General features: G+C 60.6%; 19 protein-coding genes. 11 read left to right on the top strand and 8 right to left on the bottom strand.

Going from position 1 to position 23,345, the window contains the following annotated elements:
* Positions 1–95: 95 nt before the first annotated feature.
* The gene (locus KTAU_RS00400) at positions 96–1,604 is read left to right on the top strand and encodes a WD40 domain-containing protein (RefSeq protein WP_151726534.1); all 1,509 of its coding nucleotides are present in this window, start codon (positions 96–98) and stop codon (positions 1,602–1,604) included.
* Between the two features lie 178 nt (positions 1,605–1,782).
* Here KTAU_RS00400 and KTAU_RS00395 read toward each other — a convergent pair whose 3' ends face one another.
* Together KTAU_RS00395 and KTAU_RS00390 are read right to left on the bottom strand one after the other, a co-directional pair.
* Complete coding sequence (locus KTAU_RS00395) at positions 1,783–2,910, bottom strand: polyprenyl synthetase family protein (RefSeq protein ID WP_151726533.1); 1,128 nt, start codon at positions 2,908–2,910, stop codon at positions 1,783–1,785.
* A 29-nt stretch (positions 2,911–2,939) separates the two neighbouring features.
* Complete coding sequence (locus tag KTAU_RS00390) at positions 2,940–3,434, bottom strand: B-box zinc finger protein (protein ID WP_151726532.1); 495 nt, start codon at positions 3,432–3,434, stop codon at positions 2,940–2,942.
* A 515-nt stretch (positions 3,435–3,949) separates the two neighbouring features.
* Here KTAU_RS00390 and folP point away from each other — a divergent pair.
* Both folP and KTAU_RS00380 read left to right on the top strand, forming a co-directional pair.
* A complete protein-coding gene (gene folP, locus KTAU_RS00385) occupies positions 3,950–4,867 on the top strand; it encodes a dihydropteroate synthase (RefSeq protein ID WP_151726531.1) in 918 nt (305 codons plus the stop codon).
* A 21-nt stretch (positions 4,868–4,888) separates the two neighbouring features.
* Positions 4,889–6,313: a bifunctional folylpolyglutamate synthase/dihydrofolate synthase gene (locus KTAU_RS00380; protein ID WP_170292948.1), complete on the top strand. Its 1,425-nt coding sequence runs from the start codon at positions 4,889–4,891 to the stop codon at positions 6,311–6,313.
* On the opposite strand, the gene KTAU_RS00375 is transcribed toward KTAU_RS00380, so the two are convergent.
* Positions 6,310–6,516 carry a KGG domain-containing protein gene (locus KTAU_RS00375; RefSeq protein WP_223258223.1) on the bottom strand — a complete coding sequence of 69 codons (207 nt, stop codon included), beginning with the start codon at positions 6,514–6,516 and terminating at the stop codon, positions 6,310–6,312. The genes KTAU_RS00380 and KTAU_RS00375 overlap by 4 nt on opposite strands.
* A 409-nt stretch (positions 6,517–6,925) precedes the next feature.
* On the opposite strand from KTAU_RS00375, the gene KTAU_RS00370 reads away from it, so the two are divergent.
* Positions 6,926–8,554 carry a long-chain fatty acid--CoA ligase gene (locus KTAU_RS00370; RefSeq protein WP_151726529.1) on the top strand — a complete coding sequence of 543 codons (1,629 nt, stop codon included), beginning with the start codon at positions 6,926–6,928 and terminating at the stop codon, positions 8,552–8,554.
* A gap of 47 nt (positions 8,555–8,601) precedes the next feature.
* Here the strand turns inward: KTAU_RS00370 and KTAU_RS00365 are convergent, their stop codons facing one another.
* Entirely contained in the window at positions 8,602–10,317 is a 1,716-nt protein-coding gene (locus KTAU_RS00365) for a hypothetical protein (RefSeq protein ID WP_151726528.1), read from the bottom strand.
* A gap of 401 nt (positions 10,318–10,718) precedes the next feature.
* Here KTAU_RS00365 and KTAU_RS00360 point away from each other — a divergent pair, with 401 nt between their 5' ends.
* A complete protein-coding gene (locus tag KTAU_RS00360) occupies positions 10,719–11,654 on the top strand; it encodes a C39 family peptidase (protein ID WP_151726527.1) in 936 nt (311 codons plus the stop codon).
* 91 nt (positions 11,655–11,745) lie between these two features.
* Here the strand turns inward: KTAU_RS00360 and KTAU_RS00355 are convergent, their stop codons facing one another.
* The 4 genes from KTAU_RS00355 to KTAU_RS00340 form a co-directional block, all read right to left on the bottom strand.
* A complete protein-coding gene (locus KTAU_RS00355; protein ID WP_151726526.1) occupies positions 11,746–12,597 on the bottom strand; it encodes a PIG-L deacetylase family protein in 852 nt (283 codons plus the stop codon).
* A 65-nt stretch (positions 12,598–12,662) separates the two neighbouring features.
* Entirely contained in the window at positions 12,663–13,478 is an 816-nt protein-coding gene (locus tag KTAU_RS00350; RefSeq protein WP_151726525.1) for a lipoyl protein ligase domain-containing protein, read from the bottom strand.
* Positions 13,479–13,996: 518 nt separating this feature from the next.
* Complete coding sequence (locus tag KTAU_RS00345) at positions 13,997–15,358, bottom strand: MFS transporter (RefSeq protein ID WP_228026256.1); 1,362 nt, start codon at positions 15,356–15,358, stop codon at positions 13,997–13,999.
* A gap of 488 nt (positions 15,359–15,846) precedes the next feature.
* Positions 15,847–16,353, bottom strand: a complete 507-nt coding sequence (locus KTAU_RS00340; RefSeq protein ID WP_151726524.1) for a MerR family transcriptional regulator — start codon at positions 16,351–16,353, stop codon at positions 15,847–15,849.
* Between the two features lie 54 nt (positions 16,354–16,407).
* Between KTAU_RS00340 and KTAU_RS22125 the strand changes: the two genes are divergently transcribed.
* From KTAU_RS22125 to KTAU_RS00315, 6 genes are all read left to right on the top strand, one after another.
* Positions 16,408–16,533: a hypothetical protein gene (locus KTAU_RS22125; protein WP_265576079.1), complete on the top strand. Its 126-nt coding sequence runs from the start codon at positions 16,408–16,410 to the stop codon at positions 16,531–16,533.
* Positions 16,534–16,741: 208 nt separating this feature from the next.
* On the top strand, positions 16,742–17,542 hold the full coding sequence (locus KTAU_RS00335; RefSeq protein ID WP_151726523.1) for a hypothetical protein: 801 nt from the start codon (positions 16,742–16,744) through the stop codon (positions 17,540–17,542).
* Between the two features lie 263 nt (positions 17,543–17,805).
* Positions 17,806–18,426, top strand: coding sequence for a MerR family transcriptional regulator (locus KTAU_RS00330; protein ID WP_151726522.1), 621 nt, complete (start codon positions 17,806–17,808; stop codon positions 18,424–18,426).
* 399 nt (positions 18,427–18,825) lie between these two features.
* Positions 18,826–19,395, top strand: a complete 570-nt coding sequence (locus KTAU_RS00325) for a nucleotide exchange factor GrpE (RefSeq protein WP_151726521.1) — start codon at positions 18,826–18,828, stop codon at positions 19,393–19,395.
* A gap of 236 nt (positions 19,396–19,631) precedes the next feature.
* Complete coding sequence (gene dnaK / locus KTAU_RS00320; protein ID WP_151726520.1) at positions 19,632–21,539, top strand: molecular chaperone DnaK; 1,908 nt, start codon at positions 19,632–19,634, stop codon at positions 21,537–21,539.
* Positions 21,540–22,147: 608 nt separating this feature from the next.
* Positions 22,148–23,080, top strand: coding sequence for a DnaJ C-terminal domain-containing protein (locus KTAU_RS00315; protein ID WP_151726519.1), 933 nt, complete (start codon positions 22,148–22,150; stop codon positions 23,078–23,080).
* Positions 23,081–23,345 lie beyond the last annotated feature (265 nt).

Here is a 23,345-nt window from a genome sequence, read left to right as displayed (position 1 = left end):
AAGCTGTAAAAAATAGGCCGCTTGATCGTTCGTGGATTCCTCCCAGAGAGAAGCTGTGGATGTGAGGCGCGAGCCTTCAAAGAGGGGAGACAAGCATGCTAGAGGTCATCATTGAAGACAGCCTCTCTGGACTAAGGTATCCAGTAGAGGTCTCAGGCGATGCACCGCTCTGGTCGCTGGTGCCGGCCCTGGTCAAGGTGTTGAAGTTGCCGCAGGAGGATAGCACTGGCAACCGGCTGAGCTACCGTTTGAGCCTGGCAGAGAACGGACGGGAGCTGCCGCGTGAGCTGAGCCTGGAGGAAGCCGGAGTCAAGGCCGGGACCTCCTTGCTGCTGAGACCCTACGTGGTAGAGCCGGCTGTTGGCGGACGAGGGCCAGTGGAGGATGGGCTGCATGATGCAGTGACGCTGGTTGATGCTACAGCTCTGCCAGCGGTGGGAGTGCCAGGCTCACCGGTTGCAGATGGGGGCCAGCAGGCGGCAGGAAGGAAGCGCTCACGGCGTCTTGTCCTGAGCTTGCTCGGTCTGACAATAGTGGGAGTGGCGGGAGCAAGCGCTGGCTACGCCGCCTACCGCTCTGGGGTCCTGGGAGGGTGGCTGACAAAGCAGCAGCTCCAAGGCAGGCCAGCGACCACCGCTGTACCGAAGCAAACGCCCACTCCAACGGCGGCCCCGCTGCCGACCACCGCTCGGGCTAGCCTGGTCTTCGCCCAACACCGGCAGACCGTGCGCTCGCTGGCCTGGTCACCCGATGGAAAATTGCTGGCCAGTGGCTCGCTTGATGGGCAGCTGCTGATCTGGAACACGCAAGGTCAGGTTCAACATACTTTCACCATCAACGGAGCCGTCCGTACCCTGGCCTGGTCACCTGATGGAACGCAGCTGGCTCTGGGAGCTGGCTTGGCGGTGCAGTTTCTCGATCCCTACAATGGCACCCCACTGACGCAACCGCTCCAGCGACATACAGCCACCGTCACCGCCGTAGCCTGGGCGCCACATGGTCAGGCACGCCTTGTCTCGGCCAGCCTTGATAAGCTGGCCATTGTCTGGGATGGCAAGCTCTGGCGCCCTTTGCAGGTCTTCAGGCGCCATACGAGTCCGCTGGAAGCCGCCTCATGGGCCGCGGATGGCCAGACCATAGCCACAGCCTCCACTGGAGGAGTGGTGCGTGTCTGGCGAGCTGACAGCGACCAGGAACTGCACGGCTACTATCAGGACGGTCAGATAACCCTGCGTACGCTAGCGTTCGCTCCCACAGGCATGCTGCTTGCGGTTGGGGGCGACGACGGCCTGATCCGCCTCTGGAACGGGCTGACCTGCCAGCGCCAACAGGCAGGGGCCTTCGGAACCCAATGTGTCGACGGACCTCAGCATCTCCATCTGCACACACAGCCGCTGCGTACGCTGGCCTGGTCGCCCGATGGCAGGCTGCTGGCTAGCGCCGGTAACGATGGCCTGCTGGCCATCTGGTATCCGACGCACAGTCAGATGCCACTCTTCACCGTCCGCCTGGGCGCTCCGGTACTCTCCCTGCAATGGTCCGCGGACGGGCGGACCATTGCCACGGCGGCGGGGAATCGGGTGACGCTCTGGCAGCTTAGTTAAACGACTGCCGGACCGCGCCAGGCCTGGTCTGGCTCAGCCTTCCCGTAGAAGTTGCCCTGGCTGGCTGGCTGGCCGCGACGGTGCTGATCTCTTGCTCTCTGCCTGGAGCTGATGATGGCGGTGCCAGTTCTGCCGCCTGCTGGGCCGCTGGCCCTGGATGATCTTGCGCTGCTGAACTCTAGTTTTGGCTGGCAGCTTCAATGAAAGCCACAAAGGCTTCTAAGTCGCTTCGAGCGCGCCTGGCGAGTGAGGTAGACGAAGCAGGGACAGCATCCAGGGCGGCGCGCGCTCGGCGGCATTGCTCGGCCAGAAAAGCCTGGCAGTAGGAGCGTGTCTCCGTGCGAGCAAAGATCGCCAGGATCTCGTCCACCTCCTCTTGACTCAGAGGAGCGCTTTGCTGGTACAGGATCTGTAGCCGCTCGCGATCAGCCGGTTGGGCTTGGGCCAGGGCGTGCAGGATCGGCAGACTCTTTTTGCGTCGGTAGATATCGCCAGCAGGATTCTTGCCCAGCTCATCCAGACTGGCCCAGACGCCCAGTACGTCGTCGCGCACCTGGAAGGCCAGGCCAATAGCCTCACCGAAATGACGCAGCCGCTCCACGGTCTCTGCGTCCTGTGTGCCCAGTAAGGCCCCCATCTCGGCAGCGCAGGCCATCAAGGCAGCGGTTTTACGTCGAATCATTTCGATGTAAGCCTCAACCGAGACATCCATACGAGTCTCGAACAGCATATCGAGATACTGGCCCTCTGCGATTGTCAGACAAGTGCGGTCAAGAAGAGCGGCCAGGCGGGCGGCGAGGGCGGGATCAACACCGACCTCCAGCACGCCCCAAAGGGCCAGACGGCTGAGAGCGAACATGCCATCGCCAGCATTGATTGCGTGGGGCACACCCCACAGCTTCCAAACCGTAGGACGATGGTGGCGCTCGCTATCTTCGTCCACAATGTCGTCATGGATGAGGGTGAAATTGTGGGTCAGCTCAATGGCTGCCGCCGCGGGCAAGGCCCGCTGGAGGTAGTGACGTGGCTCATCCCCAGGAGGCAGCTGCCCCCAGGCGCCAGCAGCTTCGTAAGAGAGGAGCAGCAAGGTAGGGCGCAGGAGCTTGCCCGTCTGAGCGTTGATGGGATGCAACTGGGCATCGACCCAGCCCAGATGATAGCGCATCTGACCATAGTAATCTTGCAGGAGCCCGGAAGCCTCTGCCCCAGTAGAGGCCGTGGCGCGTGCCACAGCCTCCCTGAGTGCGGCCTGGATCTCCTCGCGGTAACGCTGGAGCGTTGCTTGAACGGTAGTTGAGATGGCCATGCTTCTCCACAGGAAACTTTTTCCCTATCTTAGGGGTGAAAGTGAAAAAAGACAAGGGCCACAACCGTTCCCACCAGCGTCACCCAACGCGCTAACCCCTTGAGGCCACCCACGTAGGAAAGAGGGGCACAGAGATCACAGTAGCGAATCGTGTACTGGTAGCGATGGCCACGCAAGCCCTCGCGAACAATAACAACATCTTCATCTTTCTTCCTGGTATGTAGCTCTTCGCAAACATAGCGCCCACAGCCTTTACAACGGTATTGATCGATGAAATGCGAAGTACGGGAGATTGACCACTGATCTGGATAAACCGGGACGCCACAGACGTAGCAGACCTGGATCTCAGCCATGCGCAGCTGCCGCTCGGCGCAGGGCGAGTGTTGCTGCTTCGGAAAATGCTCCTGGCAGAAGCTGCGATGGCAGTCGGGACAGCGCCCCAGGGCCTCCTGTTCGCATTCTCGGCAGCGGCGGGACTGACTCAGCGCCTGTTGGCGTCGACGCGTCGTAATGGGATCTTCCATTGTCTCTGCTTCCTCTGCCTTTTCTTTCTTATAGTTGATAGAGCGGTGCGGTTAATGAGTTGCTTGCTGGATCACGGGTAGTTAGTCAAGTTGGCCGGCTGGCCTGACTAGGAGAGCAATATCTCTATCTCTCTGTGTAGTATAGCATGAGGGGCATACCTGTGCCGCATTGTGACCGGGATGGTCTAGCGAGCCGGCTTCCAGGGGCGGAAGCGGTGCCTACTGCTTGCCCGCAGCGGCTCGGCCCGGGCACCTAGATAGCAGACGAACAGACAAGGTCAGGTTTGCGGCCTTGTGCTGCCGGAAGATAAGATAATATAGGCACCAGGACCAGGCATCGGAGCGAAAGCAGGCGGAGGCCAATCGATCTCGGCCCGACCCGACCATGCGTGCACAACGGCGTCCTGTCGCCGAAGGACTCTGGAAGTCCAGGCTGAAGCGACCACTCTTGTGAGAGAGACCCTCTGCAGCTTGGGCCAGAGGCAAGAACTCTATTGTTGTGAGGGTAGCCAGCCATGTCCGTAGCAGCAGCGGCAACCGTACCGCTACCGCCGACTATCTGGGATCGTTATCACCTCGAATGGGGTCGACGTACCTATGTGATGGGCATCGTTAATGTCACCCCTGACTCCTTTGCCGGCGATGGCTTGCTTCCCACAGGAGCAGCCACCTTAAGCGATCCCGCCGTGCGCGACCAGGTAGTGCAGCGTGCTGTCGCGCAGGCCAAGCAGTTTGTGAGCGAAGGAGCGACCTTCATCGATGTAGGAGGTGAGTCGACACGCCCAGGTGCCTCACCAATTTCGCCCGCAGAAGAACAAGAGCGGGTGCTGCCGATCATTCGAGCCTTGCGTGCAGCCTTGCCCGAAGACATCATTATTTCCATCGACACCTATCGGGCCGAGGTCGCGCGGCAGGCGCTGGAGGCCGGGGCCAACCTGATCAACGATATCTGGGGCTTGCGCGCTGATCCTGAGATGGCGGCTCTGGCCGCCGAGCGCGGCGTCCCCGTGGTCCTTATGGCCAACATGCGCGGCTTTCAGAAACGCGATATTGTCAGCGATGTCCTGCGCTTCCTGGCGGGCAGCATTGAAATCGCTCTCGCGGCAGGAGTGGCCTGGGAGCGCATCATTATTGACCCAGGCATCGGATTCGGTACTACGCCCGAAGAGAATCTGACCTTGCTCCGACGCCTGGGCGAACTGCGCAGCCTTGGGCGCCCTCTCCTGCTTGGAACATCGCGCAAATCAACCATCGGCCTGGTGCTAGGTGGCCTCCCGCCCCAAGAGCGCGTCGAAGGCACTGCCGCCACAGTAGCTCTTGGCATCGCCCAGGGAGCTGATATCATCCGTGTTCACGATGTACGTGAAATGATGCGCGTTGTCAAAATGAGCGATGCTATCGTGCGTGGAGCCTTTTCTATTCCAAAATCCTGAGTGAAAGGTGTAGCGATCGAAGTGAATTATCAGGAAGCCCTTGCTTATCTCTACAGCCTCAGTGACTATGAACGCGGCGGCAGTTACGTGCGCGATCGCAACGAGAATCTGCCTCGCGAGCGTTGTCTGCTAGAGGCCGTTGGCAATCCACACCAGGCCTACAGCTGCACTCTCATAGCGGGTACCAAAGGGAAAGGCTCAACAGCAGCCATCATCGAGCGTGTCTTGCGTGAGGCGGGTCTGCGTACCGGCCTCTATACGCAGCCGGATCTACACACCTTTCGCGAGCGAATTCGCATCAACGGCCAGCTCATTGGTGAAGAGGATGTAGCCAGGCTTGTGCCCGAGCTGCGTGCCGCTGTCGAGCGTATCGAACGAGAGGGGCGCTTTGGACCCTATATCACCTTTGAAGTAGCGACCGCCCTGGCCTTTCTCTATTTCGCACGTCAGGGGGTCGAGCACGCTGTGATCGAAGTTGGCCTGGGGGGACGGCTCGATGCCACCAATGTCACCATGCCGCTGGTCTCGGTCATCACCTCCATTGGCTTCGATCACATGGAGGTCCTTGGTGATACGCTCACCAAGATAGCCACCGAGAAGGCTGGTATCATCAAGCCGCAGGGGACAGTAGTCACCTCGGCTCAGGCCCCGGAAGCTTTGCTGGCCATTGCTGCCGTCAGCGAGCGGCAGCAGGCCGAACTCATCCGCGTCGGGCCGGCAGAAGGCGATCCGGCGCAGGAAGAGGTCCGGGCAGGTCTCCTGCCGCCGCTGCGTTACCGCTATGCCCTGGAGGCGCGCACTCCCGAGGGCCAGCGCTTTACTGTCGAGACTCCCTCGCAGGTCTATCAGGGGCTGGAGCTATCGCTGCTGGGCCAGCACCAGCTTGAGAATGCCACGGCGGCCATAGCCACCCTGGAGTCCTTGCGCCACAAAGGCATTCAGTGGACCGAGGAGGCCCTGCGAGCAGGCTTGCGCTCGGTCTACTGGTCGGCGCGTCTGGAAGTCATTGGACGGGAGCCGCTGGTAGTAGTAGATGGCGCTCATACTGCCGAATCGATGCAGCGCCTTATCGAAGCGCTGCGGACCACCTTCCATTTCCGGCGGCTCATTGTGGTTCTCTCGACCCTGCGCAACAAGGACGTGGCGGGCATGGTTCAGGCCCTGGCCAGTGTCGATGCGGTTGTCATCACAGCCGTCGCCAATCCGCGCACGCTGGGTATCGAGGAAATTGCCGACCAGTTCAGGACTCATGCTCCTCATGTCCCCCTCTATCGTGCAGAGACCAGCCGTCAGGCAATGGATCTGGCGGTGCAGCTGGCTGAAGCCGACGACGCCGTCTGTGCCGCCGGCTCGCTCTATCTGGCTGGCGAAGTGCTGCGCTGGGCCGCGGCCCGAGGCAACCAGCAGGTGGCGGCTACCATCGAGGGTGTTGACCACGCAGGTTAGCTGAGCTGGCTTTGCAGCTCAGCGCGCCTGCGTGCATAGCGGGCGCTACCCTTCTTGCCCGCTGCTGAGGCCTCTTCTGCTGTCCACTGATGGGCCGTGCCGCGCGATTGCGAGGTACGGCCCCCTTTGCTGGCGATCTCGCGTCGACGCTCGGGGCTGAGCGCGGCCAGCCCACGCGGACGCCCCGTCTTGCTTATCATCATAGTCGGCTCCTCTGCTCGATCTAGACTAGCCCGTGTCTTTCTTGGTTGTCGCTGGTTGCTGGAGCCGGCTCCCCTTCTCCTCTTGTCTTCACTGCCACTGTGCCGGGTGGTGACAGCAGCCAGGCGTGTTCTATTGGCTCTTCTGTATTCAGAATAACAGAAGCGCAAATCCCCGGGCAAGCAAAACTACAAAAATCGCTGGAATTCTCAGCAGTCTCTAAGACTGTGACGTTTTGTTAGAGGGCGAACCTGACGCAGCGGCCTGCTGACTGTGAAAAAAGCCGCTGGTTCTCTGGAAGAGGGCGGCTGTTGCAACGTACAATACTGTAGAGCAGGGCGTTGCGGTCCCGGCCCATGCCCCGCCACGGTACGATGTCGTAACGCTTGATCCACGACAGGAGATGCGCACATGCAAGGCTTAATGATGAACTATCCGCTGACGCTGCAACACGCCTTCAATCGGGCCACTCGCCTGTTCTATCGTAAGGAGGTTGTGACGCAGACGGAGGATGGACTCCACCGTTACACCTACGCCGATTGGGGCAAGCGCACCATGCAGCTGGCCAATGCCCTCAAAGAGGCGGGCGTTGCCCAGGGCGACCGCGTTGCAACTTTTGCCTGGAATACCTACCGCCATCTGGAGCTCTATTTTGCCATCCCTTGTTATGGGGCCGTCCTGCACACGCTCAACATCCGCCTGTTCCCCGAGCAGCTGGTCTACATTGTCAACGACGCTGAAGATCGTCTGATCTTTGTCGATGGTGACCTGGTGCCGGTCCTGGAGCAGATTGCAGATCGGCTGCCGACGGTCAAGCTCTATGTGGTGATGGGACAGCCGCCCTATCAGCCTCAGAAGCTGCATCCCGTGGTGGACTACGAGGATTTCATTGCCACACAGCCGACAACCTATACCTGGCCCGAGCTCGATGAGAATACGGCGGCTGCCATGTGCTATACCTCCGGTACCACGGGTAACCCCAAAGGTGTGGTCTATAGCCATCGCTCGATCTTCCTGCACTCGATGGGGGTGGGCTTGGCCGATGGCCCGGGTCTCTGTGAGCAGGATCGCGTCTTGCCGGTTGTGCCGATGTTCCACGCCAATGCCTGGGGCTTTCCGCATGCGGGTGTCATGATGGGATCAAGCATTGTGATGCCGGGACGCTTCCTTGATCCCCTGCGCATTGCCCAGCTGATGGAGAAGGAGCACGTGACGCTCGCCGCTGGCGTGCCCACGATCTGGATCGGCCTGCTCAACGTTTTGGAGAAGGAGCAGTTTGATTTCTCCTCTCTGCGTGCCATTGTCAGCGGTGGCTCGGCGGTACCCCAGTCGCTGATCGAGGGCCTGGCGCGCAAGAACATAACCATTATTCATGCCTGGGGCATGACCGAGACCTCGCCGCTGGCTTCCATTGCGCGTCTGCGCAGCTATCAGCGTGATCTGCCTGCCGAAGAGCAGTTCCGTACTCGCGCTAAGCAGGGCACAGTTGTGCCTGGCGTTGACTTCCGCGTGGTCAACATTGAGAGTGGCGACGAAGTGCCCTGGGATGGTCAGACCTTCGGTGAGCTGCAGGTGCGCGGCCCCTGGGTAGCGCGAGCGTACTATAAAGATGCGGCTTCCGGCGAGAAGTTTGTCGATGGCTGGCTGCGCACAGGCGATGTGGCCGTCGTCGACGCCGATGGTATGATCCAGCTCGTTGACCGCACCAAGGACCTGGTGAAGTCGGGTGGCGAGTGGATCTCTTCGGTGGAGCTGGAGAATCTGATTATGGGGCATCCCAAGGTGCTCGAAGCCTGCGTGGTAGGTGTGCCTCATCCGAAATGGTCCGAGCGCCCGCTTGCCTGTGTTGTTCCCAAACCAGAGTTTGCTGGCCAGGTGAGTGCCGAGGAGATCCTTGAGTTCCTGCGCCCCAAGGTCGCCAAGTGGTGGCTGCCAGACGAAGTGATCTTTGTGGAAGCCATTCCCAAGACTAGCGTGGGCAAGTTCGATAAGAAGGTGCTGCGCGCCCAGTACGAGTCACGCCTGGCCAGTCAGTCCTAGTCTGCGACTGCCTGGGCTTGTGAGTCGAGCCTGCTCCAGGCCTGGCGCTAGAGCGTGGCCCCGAAGAGTTTGCAGAGCAGTTGCGTTGTGAAAACCAGGACCAGTTCCCGTGGCACACTCCCGCCACGGGAACGCTCTTGCAAGGCCTTCACGCTCTTGGGGGCGAAAATTCCGGTCTGCAGCAGGGCTGTCGGAGTCAGGGTCTCGGCAAGCAGGTCGCGCCCGATGCTGCTCAGGGCTGTCGTGCTGGTCAGCTCGGCTACCAACGAGCGAGCCGGCGCACTGAGGAGGGTGGTCGCTGGCCAGGCTGTCTCTGCCGACGATCTGCGGTAGCTCTGGACCAGAGACGCGAGTGAAAGCGGGCTGGGCTGGTTCCCAGGGGTGGCCTGGCTGATCAGATGCTCGTGGTCTGGCGGAAGGAGGGCCAACGCTTCCGCCAGCTCCGGCAGCGCAAACGGCGCCACCAGGATCAGCCGGTCAAAGGTTGCCAGCTGCTGCGCTGTCTGCAGAAGCAGGTCGGGCAAACGTAGATGCAGGTCAAGATAGCGCCAGCGCTGCCAGGGCTGGCGCAGCGCCAGTGTCTTGCGGGCCAGGCGCCGGGCATGGCGGGTCTCCTCCCAGCTTGGACTCTCAGCCAGACAACGCCTGACTTCCGGCGCCCATAGCTGGTCCCCCTCGGTAATAGGGAATCTGGGCCTGGACGATCTGCCGTGTAGAAGCGCACTATAGCTGTGGAACAGCTCTACACTCTCCTCTCCTGCAAGAGAGGGGGAAGGTGGAGGAGCCAGCAAGGGGCGTGCTCCCAGTCCCAACAAAGCCAGGCGCGCATCGCTTTCAACGCCTGCCGTGTGCAAGGCTTGATGCAAGGCCAGCGGGAAGGTCAGCGCGCAAGGCGCTTCGATGGCGCTCACCGTTGCCAGCCAGTACTCTGGTGCGTCGACTCCCCGAATGGCCAGCAAGCCGGCCTGGAGACGCTCCGCTAGCGCTTCTGCGCTTGTGTAAGCACGGCGCTGACCAGCAAAGGCCAAGGTGGCGATTTGGAGGGAGGGGCTGCTCTCCTGTCGCTGCTGCTGAGCGACCCAGCTGAGCAGTTCCGCGCTCATGGCCGCTGCCCCTGTCCCGGCGGTCAACACCAGCAAGGGGGCGGCTGGCAGTGGCAGCAAGTGTCTGCTCTGTGCACAGAGGAGCTCATCTAGCTCACGCAGGGCAGCCTTGACTGCGTCTGGGGTTGCTTCCCCTTCTTCTCCCTCTGAAGCAGAGGCCGCCAGGCGGTAATCATGCAGCTCGCTGACAAGCGTACGCCCCTGCTGCCAGCGCAGTAAGGAGCCAGCGGGAACCACCTCAATGCCGACAAAAGCCGTCCACGGCGCTGGCAGGAACCCATAGCGCCGCACGGCCTCCAGGGCTGGCAGAAATAGACGACACGGGACGCCTGCGGCCAGGAGGGCTTTGATCTCGCTAGCAAAGAGCAGGTCACCCGGCTCCGGCCAGTCCTGCACGTAGTAGAGCGGGTGCCAGCCAGTAAGTGGACGGCGGTAGACAAAAGTCTGCTGACCCGGTAGCCAATCCAGGAGCGCCGTTTTCTGCTGAGTAGTGACTCCCGTCAATGGATCGGCGAAGGTCACCAGACCTGCCCCAGGTTGCAACACCAGCGCTCGCTCGCCACCGTGCTGCTCTAGCACCGCGGCCATGCGTAGGAGCCGCTCCTCAATGACTGCCTCGGGTATGGCTTGCTTGCTTAACCAGCCTGCCAGGATGGCCATTGTCAAAAGCGCTCCTGCCTGGTACGCGGCACTACTGCTGGCTGCAGGTGCTCACGCTCACTCTCATACTTTCGCACTCTCTCATCATAGCATAGAGTACTGCCCAGATGCGCGCAGGGAGAAAGGAGGGGGAAGATCCGGCTAGCGAAGGCGGGGGATGACTTTCTACCAGGGTACGTGCTCTGAGCTGCCTTCGGTCATAAAGGCACTAGTCTAAAAAAGACGTGACAACCTGTCCCCTGCTCAGGATACGCCTTGCCCGACTGGCGTGGGCTATGCTATACTTCCTTCTAGCCAGACCGTTGGCTACATCATACTCACTGCCAGGAAAATGACGCGCTCCGCTGCGCGACAGCCGGCCAGAGACGTGGCACCCTGGCGATGCTGAGGAGCCTGTATCGATGCCTGTGCTCGTGCTCGTGCTCTTTGCGGTCGCCTTGACCGTCTCACTGTTCGGTCTCTACCTGTCCGCGCGCCCATCGTTGAGAGGCCGGAAACGCCGCCCTGCTGCCGCAGAGCGCCTACTGCGCCCTCCGAGCACACCTCGCTTACGCGCGCGCCAAAGCCCGATCGCGACCGTGGCGCAGCCGCGAAGACGCAGCGCGAGCGTGCTCTCGCTCTCAGTGGCTTCTGAACGCGTCTATGGCGCTGGTTCTTTCCCCTGGCGTGAGATCCCCTGGAAGATTCTCCTTCTCGGCCTGGTTTCGTTGCTGATTGTCATCTTCCTCGGCTCGCAGCTCTTTCTCTCCCGTGGAGTAGGTTTTGTCCTGCCCTACCTGTGGACTGCTGAGCCGGCGGCAACGATGACCTCGAACGCACCGGCCTCTACTGCTCACTACGATGCCACAAGTCACCTGGCGCGCATCAATCAGCTCGATCCCGCGCAGTATGACTCCCAGGCCCAATATCAGATGTGGGCTTATTCGGCTTGCTCCGCCGCTGCTATGACGGTGGTCATCAACTCCTATGGCTATCACTACCGCATCGCCGACATCTTAAAGGTCGAGTCTGCTATCCATGAGATTACACCTGACCAGGGCTTACTGGAAGAGGCGGGTATCGCTCGTACTGCTGCTCGCTTCCACTTCAATACGCTCTGGGGGCACAATCTCTCGCTCGACCAGGTGCTGGCCATCGCTAACAGCGGGCGCCCGGTGATTGTTAGCTTCCCGCCTGATCGTTTTCCTGGCGGTCACCTGCTGGTGGTGCGTGGAGGTAATACCAGCACGGTCTACCTGGTCGACTCATCGCGCCTTAACTACACCTCAATGGCACGATCGCGCTTCCTGCAGCTCTGGGGCGGCTTCTACGCCGTGCTGACACCACAAGCCTCCTGATCATCTCGCCGTGTCAGCTCTTCCCCGACTCATTTCACGCTGCGCCTGTCTTCCTCGCTAACTGCTCTTCCCAGTAGTGGCAGTTGCTTGCTTAGTGAGTGGCCTGCTCCTGTTGGGTCTCCGAAGGCTGTTCCTGGTTCCCTTTCTCCTTGCCGGGGATGTAGAGCTTGATGCGCCGAAAACCCTCGGCATACTGCATCTGCAGACCCTTTTTCTGCTGGGCCTCGCGGGCCGTCTCGGCAGCCCAACGCTTCACACCCTCCAGCAGATTTGCCTGGGGACCAAACTGACTGACATGGCACTGCAGGCCCCTGGCCTTCAGTTCGATCGTCTCACTGATGTCAATATAGGTGTTATCGTGTTCGCTGTTGAAAAGATACAGCTCGTGAACCTGATAGGGAAGGAACCCTTCAACCAGCAGCTCGCGGTAAGCGTGGGGATTAACTGCCGCCGGGAAGATAGCATCGAGCACAATATTGCCAGTGGCACGGTGATCAGGATGATTCAGATAGGCCGTCTCATCTGGCTCCTCATCAGGATCGGGAGCAAAAATGTGCTGCGTCGGATCGTGCGTGATCACAATACGCGGACGGTATTTGCGAATCAAGCGCACCACAGCCTTGCGCGTCTCATCATTATTCACCAGATGGCCGTCTTGGAAGCGCAGAAACTCCACTGCCTGAACCCCGAGCACCTCGCAGGCCAGACGCTGCTCCTGCTCGCGAACCACCATCAGCTCTCTATCCACCATACTGGGTACCTCGGTACCCTCCGTACCGTCGGTCATAATAACCCAGACAATCTTCTTCCCCTGGCGAGCCCAGAGGGCGCTGGTTCCCGCGGCGGCAAAATCTGCGTCATCGGGATGGGCCCCGATGACCATCGCCTCGTAGTCTGGAACCTTGATAACCTCAATTGCTCCTGGTGCATTCCTATCTGCCATAGTAAAGGACCTCTGCTACTATACTCATGGAGTTTGCCTAGTATAGGCACGAGAGCGGCACCTCGTCAAGTCTCAGCAGGAGAAGCGGGGTGCTTTTGCGGCGTTGGAGGAGAGAAAAATCGAGCCAGCAAGGCCTGTTCGAAAGCGGCCATCACTTCAGCAACGGAGACCGCTCGGCCTGCCAGAGTCTCCAGTCCCACAGCCCGGCGCGGCAGCTCGCGGCGCAGCAGAGCCTGCTCCTCTGCCGTCTGACCCAGAACCAGGGCGAGCAGCTCCACCTCCCAGCGCAGCAGCAGCCCGGACTGTAGCAGACTCCCTGTACGACGGCGGATCATAGTCAGTCCCACTACCTTGCGCTGATCAGGCGCCACCACTTCGTAGGGAGAGAGCGACCCATAGCAGGCGCGGCGCAGCACGGCCTCGCGCGACGCCGTAGCTGGCTGTTTCAGCAGAGCCTGCTGAGCGCGAGCCTCTGCCGGTGGAACAAGGCGTGTTGTAATCCCTAAGCGGTTCAGGGCCGCCACCCAGCTCTCTCCCAGCCAGCGATAGGACTCCACCACGTCCGTCAGAATTAAAGGATGTCCTGGCGGCAAAAAGACGTCCAGAGCCAGCAGATCAGGGCCAACCAGGACTGCTGTGCCGCCGGCCTGACGCTGATAGAGCGGCAAGGCCAGCCGGCGCAGGGCCTCAACGTTCAATTGCGCCGCCTTCTGAGAGAAACCCAGTACCAGACCTGTCCTGTTGGCCTGCGACCAATAAAGGGTCGGTGGCTGAGGTGCCTCGTTACCAGCAAGCAACCGCAGACCGTAGTCCAGATGCACCTGCTGGTCAGCGACGGTGAGCGGCAGGATGCGCCATACGAGGCCATCAGTAGCAGCCATAGCAGTATCGCAGCTCCATCAAATCTTTCTCCATTGGCTCGCGCAGCCATCAGCCGAGCTGGACAGAATGGCGCTCAGGCTGAGAACAGCCTCCACCAGTACCACCGCTGCCACCCCGAGAAGAGCGGCTAAGGCACCTGCGCTGCTGCTTCGACATCACAGTCGGCAAGGTGGTAGCGATCCGGGCCGGGCTGAGGAAGCGATCCGCGTGGAGTCGGCCAGGGCGCTCAAGGTCAGTGACAGCAGCGACCGAGGCGGGCGCGCCAACCCTGCTCTCAGTATACTGCAAGCGCTGCCGTTGACAAAGAGGCTACGGCTAGTAGACTGCTGGTTGACGCAGGCCAGTCGCCAGGCTGGAGGGCACGGCGCTGCTGGTGGGCCGCAAAGCTGGAGCATGCCGTCGAAAGAGAGACTTGCTGGAGAAAGCCCGGCGCCAGGCCCCTAAGCCTGGCCTGCAACCGATAATAGCAGCGCGGCTGAGGCGGCGTGGGCCTGACGGGGCTAGAGGCGTGAGCCAGTTATAGAAACTGTCGCGATTCCGTCAAATCTCTCTCGGCAGGTCCGCGCAGGAACCAGCCAGCCAGAGCGGCGACCAGGCTGGGGAGTGCACCGGCCAGCACCGCCGCTGGAGCGCCGAACAGATCGGCCAGGGCGCCCGTGTACAGATTGCCGATGGGCGAGCTACCAGCGAAGACCATCATATAGACGCTCATCACGCGCCCGCGCAGGTGGTCTGGCGTCACAGCCTGCAGGGTCGTATTGGCCAGCGCCGAGAAAGCGATCTGCGTAAAGCCGGTCAAGGCGATCAAGACCAATGACAGCGGATACCACGGCGACAGGGCAAACCCGGCCTCCAGGATGCTAAAAGCGATGCCACTAACAAGGAGACTGCGAATAGTGGGCCGCTTATTAGCCCAGGCCAGCCAGAGAGCTGAAAGCAGTGAACCGATCCCGAAGGCGGAGGAGATGAAGCCGAAGCCTGCCGGTCCGGCATGCAGCACATCCGTGGCGAAGAGCGGCAGCGAGACATTGAAATTAATCCCGAAGAGTGAGACCAGGCCCACCACCACAATCACCAGCAGCACAGACGGCGTATGCGCCACATAGGCCAGCCCTTCGCGCAAGCTCTGCAGAGGACTGGGTTGCCCCTGCTTGCCCAGCGGCAAGCGGGCCTGAGCGTAGAGACGACGGGAGTCGATCATGGCGATGCCCGCGATCACCGGTACAAAGCTCAGCGCGTTGAGCAGAAAGAGCGGTGCCACCCCAAGGCGGGCGATCAACAAGCCACCAATAGCGGGACCAAGCACACGGGCCATATTGAACAAGGACGAGTTCAGTGCCACTGCGTTCGGCAGATCCTCGCGTCCCACCATCTCCACCACGAAAGCCTGCCGTGTCGGCATATCGAGCGCATTCGTAATACCCAGCAGCAGAGCCAGAACCAGCACGTGCCAGATCTGCACAGCACCACTGGCCACCAGCACCCACAGCAAGAAAGCTTGCACCGCGGCTGACGATTGCGTCAGCACCAGAATCCGCTTCTTCGGGAGACGGTCGGCAATAATGCCCCCGAAGAGAGCGAAAAAGAGTACAGGCAAGAACTGAAGGGCCCCGACAACGCCAAGTAACCAGGCGTCATGGTCCAGCTCCAGCACCAGCCATGCTTGAGCTGTGGTCTGCATCCAGGTCCCGATCAACGAAATAAGCTGACCGAACCAGAAAAGACGAAAATTACGATGGCGTAAAGCCCGGAAGGCGCGAAAAATCCCGCTTTGCGCTGGCGCGGGCTGGAGCACAGCAGTCGTCGTAGCAGCGGCAGAAGCTTCTCTGGCCATATCAGGCGCTGATAAGGTCACCTCTTCTTCTGAAGAAACGCGCATCTTGCTAACACATCCCTTCTCTCAAGAAAATCAACTCAATCTGCCAAGGAATTGCCTTTTAAAGAAATGCAGGCAAAAAAGCTAATGAGCAGAGAATCTCCAAGAGGCCATGCCAGGAGAGCGGTGGAACTGGTGCTTGAGTGCTGGGGACAGAGAGTCGCTCCGCAAAGGGCCAGTGCCGGTGAGGCAAGGCAATATCAGCTACGAAAGGAGAAGATGTGGACCGGAACGCCAGTGGAAGGCACGCGAGCCACACCGAACGGCATGACCTCGCCGCTCTCTCCGGTCCACATCTCCTTCGGGAAGGAAACACTATGCCGGGGACCTCATGTGCCCCTGCACCTGCAAGCATCTGTCAGGTGGCCGTGCCCCTGACCTGCCTACGCTCAGGGATTGGTCTGCTCCCCTGAGACAGCCATCATTATGTATTAATGATTAGAAATATAACTATATACGTTGCCAAAAAACTTGCACAAGGAGCATAAAGCTCACTTGTCAAGAGAGGATCGTTGCTGAAGCAACTCAGCGCGACGTTGGGCGTGGCGGTCCAGCCTTGCTTGCAGGCTGGAGCGCAGCTGTTCCAGGCCGGTGATCTTCTGCTCAATCAACTGCAGCTGGCGCTGAATCAAGGTATCGCAGCGCTCAAGCTGAGCGAGGCGGGCCTCGACATCGCTCTCCTGGCGGAAGGCCTCGCGGAGCTGCTCGCGCTCGTCGTCGGCCTCCAGGAATGCGCGAATTTCAGCCAGTGAGAAGCCCAATAGATCGCGCAGCTCCTTAATGCGCTCCACGCGTTCCACATCGTCCTCGCTATAGAGGCGATAATTGCCATCGCTGCGTCCAGTGGGTCGCAGCAAGCCCAGCTCCTCATAGTAGCGCAGCGTCCGCTTCGTCAGACCGGTACGAGAAGCCACCTGCTCAATTGTCAAAAGAGGAGAGAAGCGTCGTCTACCAGTGCCAGTCTGCTCGGAGGAGCATGCCACATCTGCCATAGCCATCGCTGAGGCGACCTCCTGGAGAGCGAATTACAGCAAGAGAACGAGCGCTGTCGCATGGCAACCTGGCTGCCTGGCCAGGGCTATCGACTGTTGCAGCCGCGCAAAGCTGCTCTTCAACACCGCTTTCGCCAGCCGCCTGTTATTATTGTAGCACAGGCTTACCGTTTACGTCAAGGTTAAGGAAGTTAGAGGCCAGGTTGTGAGAGTGAGGCGCGAATGTGGGTGAGCGAGTCAGGGTTGAGAAAGGAGCACAGCCAGCACCAGTTGGTCTGGTGGAATAGGAGTAGACAACCGTAAGTACGAGCAAGGAGCAACTAGAGACAGCGATGACTCTGTGCTACAATCAGGGCAGCGACCCTGATAGCGTAGACAAAGGAACTGAAACAGCATGCAAGATACACTAGAACCGCTCATTGACAAAGCCCTGCGCGGCAGACCGCGGCTCCTGGAGTTCTATCTGCGGGAGCAGAGCCATCTGCCGGGCCCACGGGCCAATCTGGCCTTAGCCTATGATCTAGCGCATCTCCTCGCCTTGCACCTGTCCAATGATCAGCCAGCTGTCGAAACGCTCCTGACCTATCTGCTGAGCACAGAGCGCGAAGACGTGCAGAGCAACACCCCTGCCGAATTCACCGTCCTGTGTGGTCTCATTGCCCTGGGGGCCTGTGCGGCAGTCCGGCCAGACTGGCGAGCGTGGGCTTTGGCCCTCTTAGAAGAGAGAGCGCTTTCTCCCTGCTGGCGTATTCGCGAGGGAGTAGTTATGGCCTATCAGCAGCTGCTTCCTGCGGCCAGCGCAGAGACTCTGGCCCAGCTCAGTCGCCTGGCTGCCGAAGGCCTCCTGTTGCACCAGCGTGCCGCAGTAGCTGCCCTGGCTGAGCCATCGCTGCTCCTGGAGCATCGGTTCGTCACAGCAGCTCTCAGCATTCATCGCCAGGTTCTGGAGCGGCTGCACCAGCTGACGCCAGCGGATCGCCATCAAGCCGCTTTTCGCTCCCTGCGTCAGACTCTGGGTTACAGTCTCAGCGTCGTCACTGCTGCCGCCCCAGAGGACGGCTTTGCGCTGATGCAGATCTGCGCCAGCTGGAATGACAAAGATATTGCCTGGATTCTGCGCGAGAATCTCAAGAAAAAGCGCCTGGCCAGGTTCAGCGAGCAGGCGGAGGCCCTGGCGCGTTTGCTCCAGTCTTAGGTGCTCAGCTGTGTCTGATCTTGTCGGGCCAGCCATCGGTCTGAAAGTCGCTCCTTTGATTTTTTGGACAAATCACTTGACAAAAATTGTTAGAAAGTATATCCTATGGATAGGTCCCGGGAGCGGGGAGCAGGTGAGCGTGCGCCCCTCGTGGGGAGGTGGGTTGGTGAGGGAGGGGGTGAGGGGGCGTGCGTGATGCCCACAGCATGGCACAGCGTGGCACAGCGGGCCAGGTCAGAGGTCGTTGAGGAAGGAGGCTTGGCATGAAGCGACGATCCAGGCCATCTGCGAGAGTCCCAGGTGAGCCGAGAGACACAATTCACAAGTACACCATAGGGGTTGTCTCGGAGCTACTGGGGCTGCCTCCGCACATGTTGCGACGCTATGGAGGAGAGCTGGAAAAAGCGGGCCTCCTGGAGCCGGCGCGTCAAAGCGGCAAGAATCGCCTCTACTCCGATAGTGATCTGGCCATCCTCGAAGAGGTGGCCGAATTATATGAGCAGGGAGTGAACGCGGTTGGCATTCGCTATATCATGCAGATTCGCAGGCATGTCCGCGTTCTCCAGCAGGAGATTCAGGAGGCAAGAGAGGCGCAAATGCGTGCTGAGAATGCGCTGCGTGAGATGCGTCGGCTCTTCGAAGTGCTGGGGCTGGGCGAGGTCGGAGAAAGTGCCGGAGTGCGTATCGAGGTACGCCGGGCGCTGAGCGAGCAAGCTGGAGTTGGCGAGCAGCACAGCTCGCAGGAGACGGCGGGTGGACAGGCGGACATTGCCGGGCAACCGTCGCAGTCCCTAGCTCGCATCAGGCTATCGCAGGCAGACCAGCACGCCGCTGAGGCTGATCCCGCTGAGCGAGCGGTAGGCTCTGAGTCGGCGCGAGAGTGAGCAGAGTAGAAGAGAGAGGAGGATGGAGGGGAGAAGGGAGAGCAGGCTGCCTGCCTGCGCGCACGCTGTGTCGGTCCGGCTCCGACGGCGCTCGCCCCACCCCAGGGGGAGGGAGGGCGGACGCCCAAACGGGGGAGTTGGGGGCGCAAGCAGCTGGCTGCCTCGGCAAGGGTGTTCCGAAGATCAGAAAACAGGAAAGAGGTGGCGGGACGAGAGCAGAGAAGACTCGTATTTCTCTGAGCTTCTGCTAAAGAAATGCCCGTCAGTTCAGCGAGCGTTTGACAAACTATGATAGAGTTAAAAGTTACAGGTCTGACATTGCGCGAGGCGGCTGGTCAGGGGCAGCCGGGGGGTGCCGGAGCACTGCTGGCCTCGTCTTCGCGCTAGAGGAGGCAGGAAATGTGGCATCAAGGGCAGGAGCGACAGCAGGAAGCCAGGCCACAGCAGGCCGTGGAGGATGATAAAGCGCAACTGGTCAGTCGCCTGGAGCGCGAGCTAGCCGCGGAGCAGCGGCGATCAGAAGAGTACCTGGATATGCTGCGTCGCTCACAGGCCGATTTTATCAACTACCGGCGCCGTGTGGGGCAGGAGCAGGAGGAGGCCAGCCTCAGTGCCCAGATTGCTCTCCTGCGGCGTCTGCTGCCCGTGCTCGATGATCTGGGACGCGCCCTCAGCGCCACTCCCCCTGAACTGGCCCACCAGCCCTGGGTTCAGGGGCTGCACCTGGTGGCCCGGCGCCTCGCCAGCACCCTGGCCGAGTTGGGCATCCGTCAGATTGGGCGCCAGGGCGAGCAGTTCGACCCACGCCTGCACGAGGCCGTGGCCCTCGATACCCAGGCTAGTGCCCCCGAGGGCACTGTCCTGCAGATCGTGCGCCCCGGCTACATGCTTGGCGAGCGGATTGTCCGCCCAGCTCAAGTCGTTGTGGCCGGCTCACAGTCTACTCCTTCCTCGCCGTCTGCTCCATAACTGCCTGGTTCCATATCTGACGGTTTGGGTAAATTGACTTGACAGTTTTTGTGATATGTGATACAAGTACTGACAGAGACCTGCCCTGCTATGGCTGGCGACGTGGGTATAACGGTGTTGAAGTGACGAGATGACGAAAGAGCTTGAAGGAACGAAGTGAGTGAAAGCATGAGTAGTGTGAGGAGAGAGTCTTCTCAGAAGAGCGCTTTCTCCTCCACGAAGGAGGGATTGTAGCGATGGCTAAAGTGATCGGCATTGACCTTGGGACGACCAACTCGGTGGTGGCGGTGATGGAGGCGGGCGAGCCGGTAGTCCTGGAGAATAGCGAAGGCTCGCGCCTGACACCCTCGGTGGTGGCGGTGACCAAGACAGGTGAGCGACTGGTGGGTCAGCTTGCCAAGCGCCAGGCGATCACCAACCCGGAGAACACGATTTATTCGGTCAAGCGTTTGATGGGGCGCCGCTTTGATGACCCCGAGGTCCAGCGCACCATGAAGCTGGTGCCATACAAGATTACCAGGGCGCCCAATGGTGATGCACGGGTCGTGATGGGTGGCCGTGAGTACAGCCCGCCTGAGATCTCGGCCATGATCCTGCAGAAACTGAAGCTGGATGCCGAGGCGAAGCTGGGCGAGAAGATTACGCAGGCTGTGATTACGGTCCCGGCCTACTTCAACGACTCGCAGCGCCAGGCCACCAAGGATGCCGGCAAGATCGCCGGTCTGGAGGTTCTGCGTATCATCAATGAGCCGACGGCGGCCTCGCTGGCCTATGGTCTGGATAAGAAGAAGGATGAGATCATCGCTGTCTACGATCTGGGTGGCGGAACCTTCGATATCTCGATTCTGCAGCTCGGTGATGGCGTCTTCGAGGTGAAGGCTACCAATGGTGATACGCACCTGGGTGGCGATGACTTCGATCAGCGCATTATCGACTGGATGGCCGATGAGTTCCGCAAGGAGCATGGCATCGACCTGCGTCAGGATCGTATGGCGTTGCAGCGCCTGAAGGAGGCCGCTGAGCGCGCAAAGATTGAGCTGTCCAGCTCGCTGCAGACGGAGATCAATCTGCCCTTCATTAGTGCTGATGCCAATGGCCCCAAGCATCTGATGATGACCTTGACGCGCGCCAAGCTGGAGCAGTTGGTGAGCGATCTGATCGAGCGCACTCGCGGGCCGGTGATGCAGGCTCTGGCCGATGCCGGTATTCGCCCCAGCGATGTCAACGAGGTGGTGCTGGTCGGTGGTCAGACGCGCATGCCGGCGGTCATTGAGATGGTGCGCCGCCTCTTCGGCAGGGAGCCGCATAAGGGCGTCAACCCGGACGAGGTGGTGGCGATTGGTGCGGCGATCCAGGCTGGTGTGCTCAAGGGTGAGGTGCGCGACGTCCTGCTGCTCGATGTCACGCCGCTGTCGCTGGGTGTTGAGACACTGGGCGGCGTGATGACGAAGCTCATCGAGCGTAATACAACGATTCCAACGCGCAAGACGGAGCTGTTCAGCACCGCCGAGGATAATCAGACGGCAGTCGAGATCCATGTGCTGCAGGGCGAGCGCGAGCTGGCTCGCGATAACAAGAGCCTGGGCCGCTTCCGCCTGGAGGGTATCCCGCCCGCGCCGCGTGGGGTGCCGCAGATCGAGGTAACCTTCGATATCGATGCCAACGGTATCCTGAATGTCTCGGCACGCGATAAGGCCACCGGTCGCGAGCAGAAGATTACGATTACTGCCTCTAGCGGCCTCAGCAAGGAGGAAGTGGAGCGCATGGTGCGCGAGGCCGAGCAGTATGCGGAAGAGGACCGGCGCCGCCGTGAGGAGATCGAGTTGCGCAACCGCGCTGATAGCGTGGCCTATCAGGCTGAGCGGACGCTGCGCGATATGGGCGATAAGGTGTCGGCCAGTCTGCGCAGCGAGGTGGAGAGCAACATTGCGGCGGTGAAAGAGGCCCTCAAAGGCAGCGATGTCGCTCGTGTGCGTAGCACGCTCGATGAACTGGAGCGCTCGCTGTCGCGCATCGGCCAGGAGATCTACAGCCAGGCTGGTGCCAGTGCCGGTGCTGCTCCGGGCAGCGGCTCATCCTCCAGCTCGAACCCCTCCGATGGTGGCGATTCTGGTCCCATCGAGGGTGAGTATCGCGAGATCTGAGCCGCTCCCCGGGGGTACTCTGGTACCTCGTCTCTGGCTGGCTGGCTTGGCTGGCTCTTGCCCTGCATCAGGCGGCCCCGTTCGGCTGCTCAGGCTCGCTGACGAACGAGGCCGCCCACCTGTGCAGGTGGACCGGCCAGCTCACCAGCGGTCCAGACTGCCCGAATGCAAGTAAGAGGTATCACGATCTCTGCTCGCTCGTTGCCTGATGAGCTGGCCGGCCAATGTTACTGAACCGCCCACCAAGCAGACTGTCTCCTCTCAGCAGCGGACTGGTGCTGGCTCCCGCCGTCCTCCTTCCGCTGCCGCTTCGTGTGACTGACGCCGGCGTCAGGTCCGTTGAGTGAGATGCTGATGTGTTTGCTTGCCTACTTGGTCGCTCGTGATGGCTCCTTTCCTGCACATGTGGCTTCCCTGCCTTCCTACAGGGGAAGGGAGTGGGGGCGTGCTTACGTTGGGAGTGCTCCGTCTCACCACTACTCTGCAGGCGGTCGTTCCTATTCAAGGGTATGGGTCAGGCCCGTGGAGGGCTGAATGGGCGGTTAAGTAGTTAGTTGGTTGCTTGATTGAAGGGCCTGTAGCTCACATCTTCCTGGGGGGAGGCACCTATGGCTGTCGACTACAAAGATTATTATAAGATCCTGGGTGTAGATCGTAACGCCGACGATAAGACCATCCGGCAGGCTTACCGCAAGCTGGCGCGCCAGTATCACCCTGATGTAAATCCAGGAGATAAAGCGGCAGAAGAGCGCTTCAAGGAGATTAACGAGGCCTACGAGGTCTTGTCTGATCCTGAGAAGCGCAAGAAGTATGATGAGCTGAGCAGCTATTATCAGCGCTATGGGCGCTGGCCGGGTGCCTCTGGCTCTGGCGGATATCGCTATCAGACGATCACCGAGGAGGATCTGGAGGATCTGCTCGGTGGCGCTTCGCCCTTCTCCGATTTCTTCGAGATGTTCTTCGGCAGTCCCTTCGGTGGGCGGGCACGGACAGGCCGCACTGTCGGGCGTCAGGCTCCACTTGGGCGCGATGTGGAGTCAGTGTTAGAGGTATCGCTGGCGGAGGCTTACGACGGCGCTACCCGTATGATCGAGTTGGAGGATCTCGATGGCAGCCGCCGCCGTCTGGAGGTCAAGATCCCAGCCGGTGTCGAGGATGGTGCACGCATCCGCATCCCTGGCCAAGGACTCCCGGGGGCTGCTGGGCGCGGCGATCTCTATCTGCGTATCCATGTCCGGCCTGATCCGCGCTTTACTCGTGAGGGCACGATTTTGCGTACGCGGGTCGATGTCCCTCTGACAACGGCTATGTTGGGTGGCGAGGTGGAGGTGCCGACGCCGTCAGGCCGTCGCCTGTTACTGAAGATCCCGCCGGAGACCCCCAATGGCAAGTCTTTCCGCCTGCGTGGCCAGGGCATGCCGGTTCTGGGACAGCCGGATCAGCGTGGCGACCTCTACGCTGAGGTGAATGTGGTTCTGCCAACTCACTTGACCGAGGAACAGCGTCGCCTCTTCGAAGCCTTTGCTCGCTCGCTGCAGTGATTGGGGCTGGCTCACTGGCTGTGCTCGTGCCTGTCTGCCTACCTGATCGACTGCTAAACTGGCGACAGACGAGAAGAGGTGAGAGCAGCAGCGGAAGGGAGGGTGCGCTTCTGTTACCTCTCGCGAATTGCAGCCCTTGTCTCTCAATTGGTAGGCGTGAGCGAGCCGGCTCCTCGTAGCAGGCTGCCGATGGGATAAGAAGGAGGCAAGAAACTGGGCCTGCTCTCGGGCGATGAATTGGCGAGAGCAGGCCCAGTTGTCGTTT

Origin of the sequence: Thermogemmatispora aurantia, from assembly GCF_008974285.1 — a bacterium.
GTDB classification, from domain to species: Bacteria; Chloroflexota; Ktedonobacteria; order Ktedonobacterales; family Ktedonobacteraceae; genus Thermogemmatispora; species Thermogemmatispora aurantia.
The sequence above is the reverse complement of the archived record's forward strand: the minus strand, read 5'-3'. Positions and strand labels throughout refer to the sequence as shown.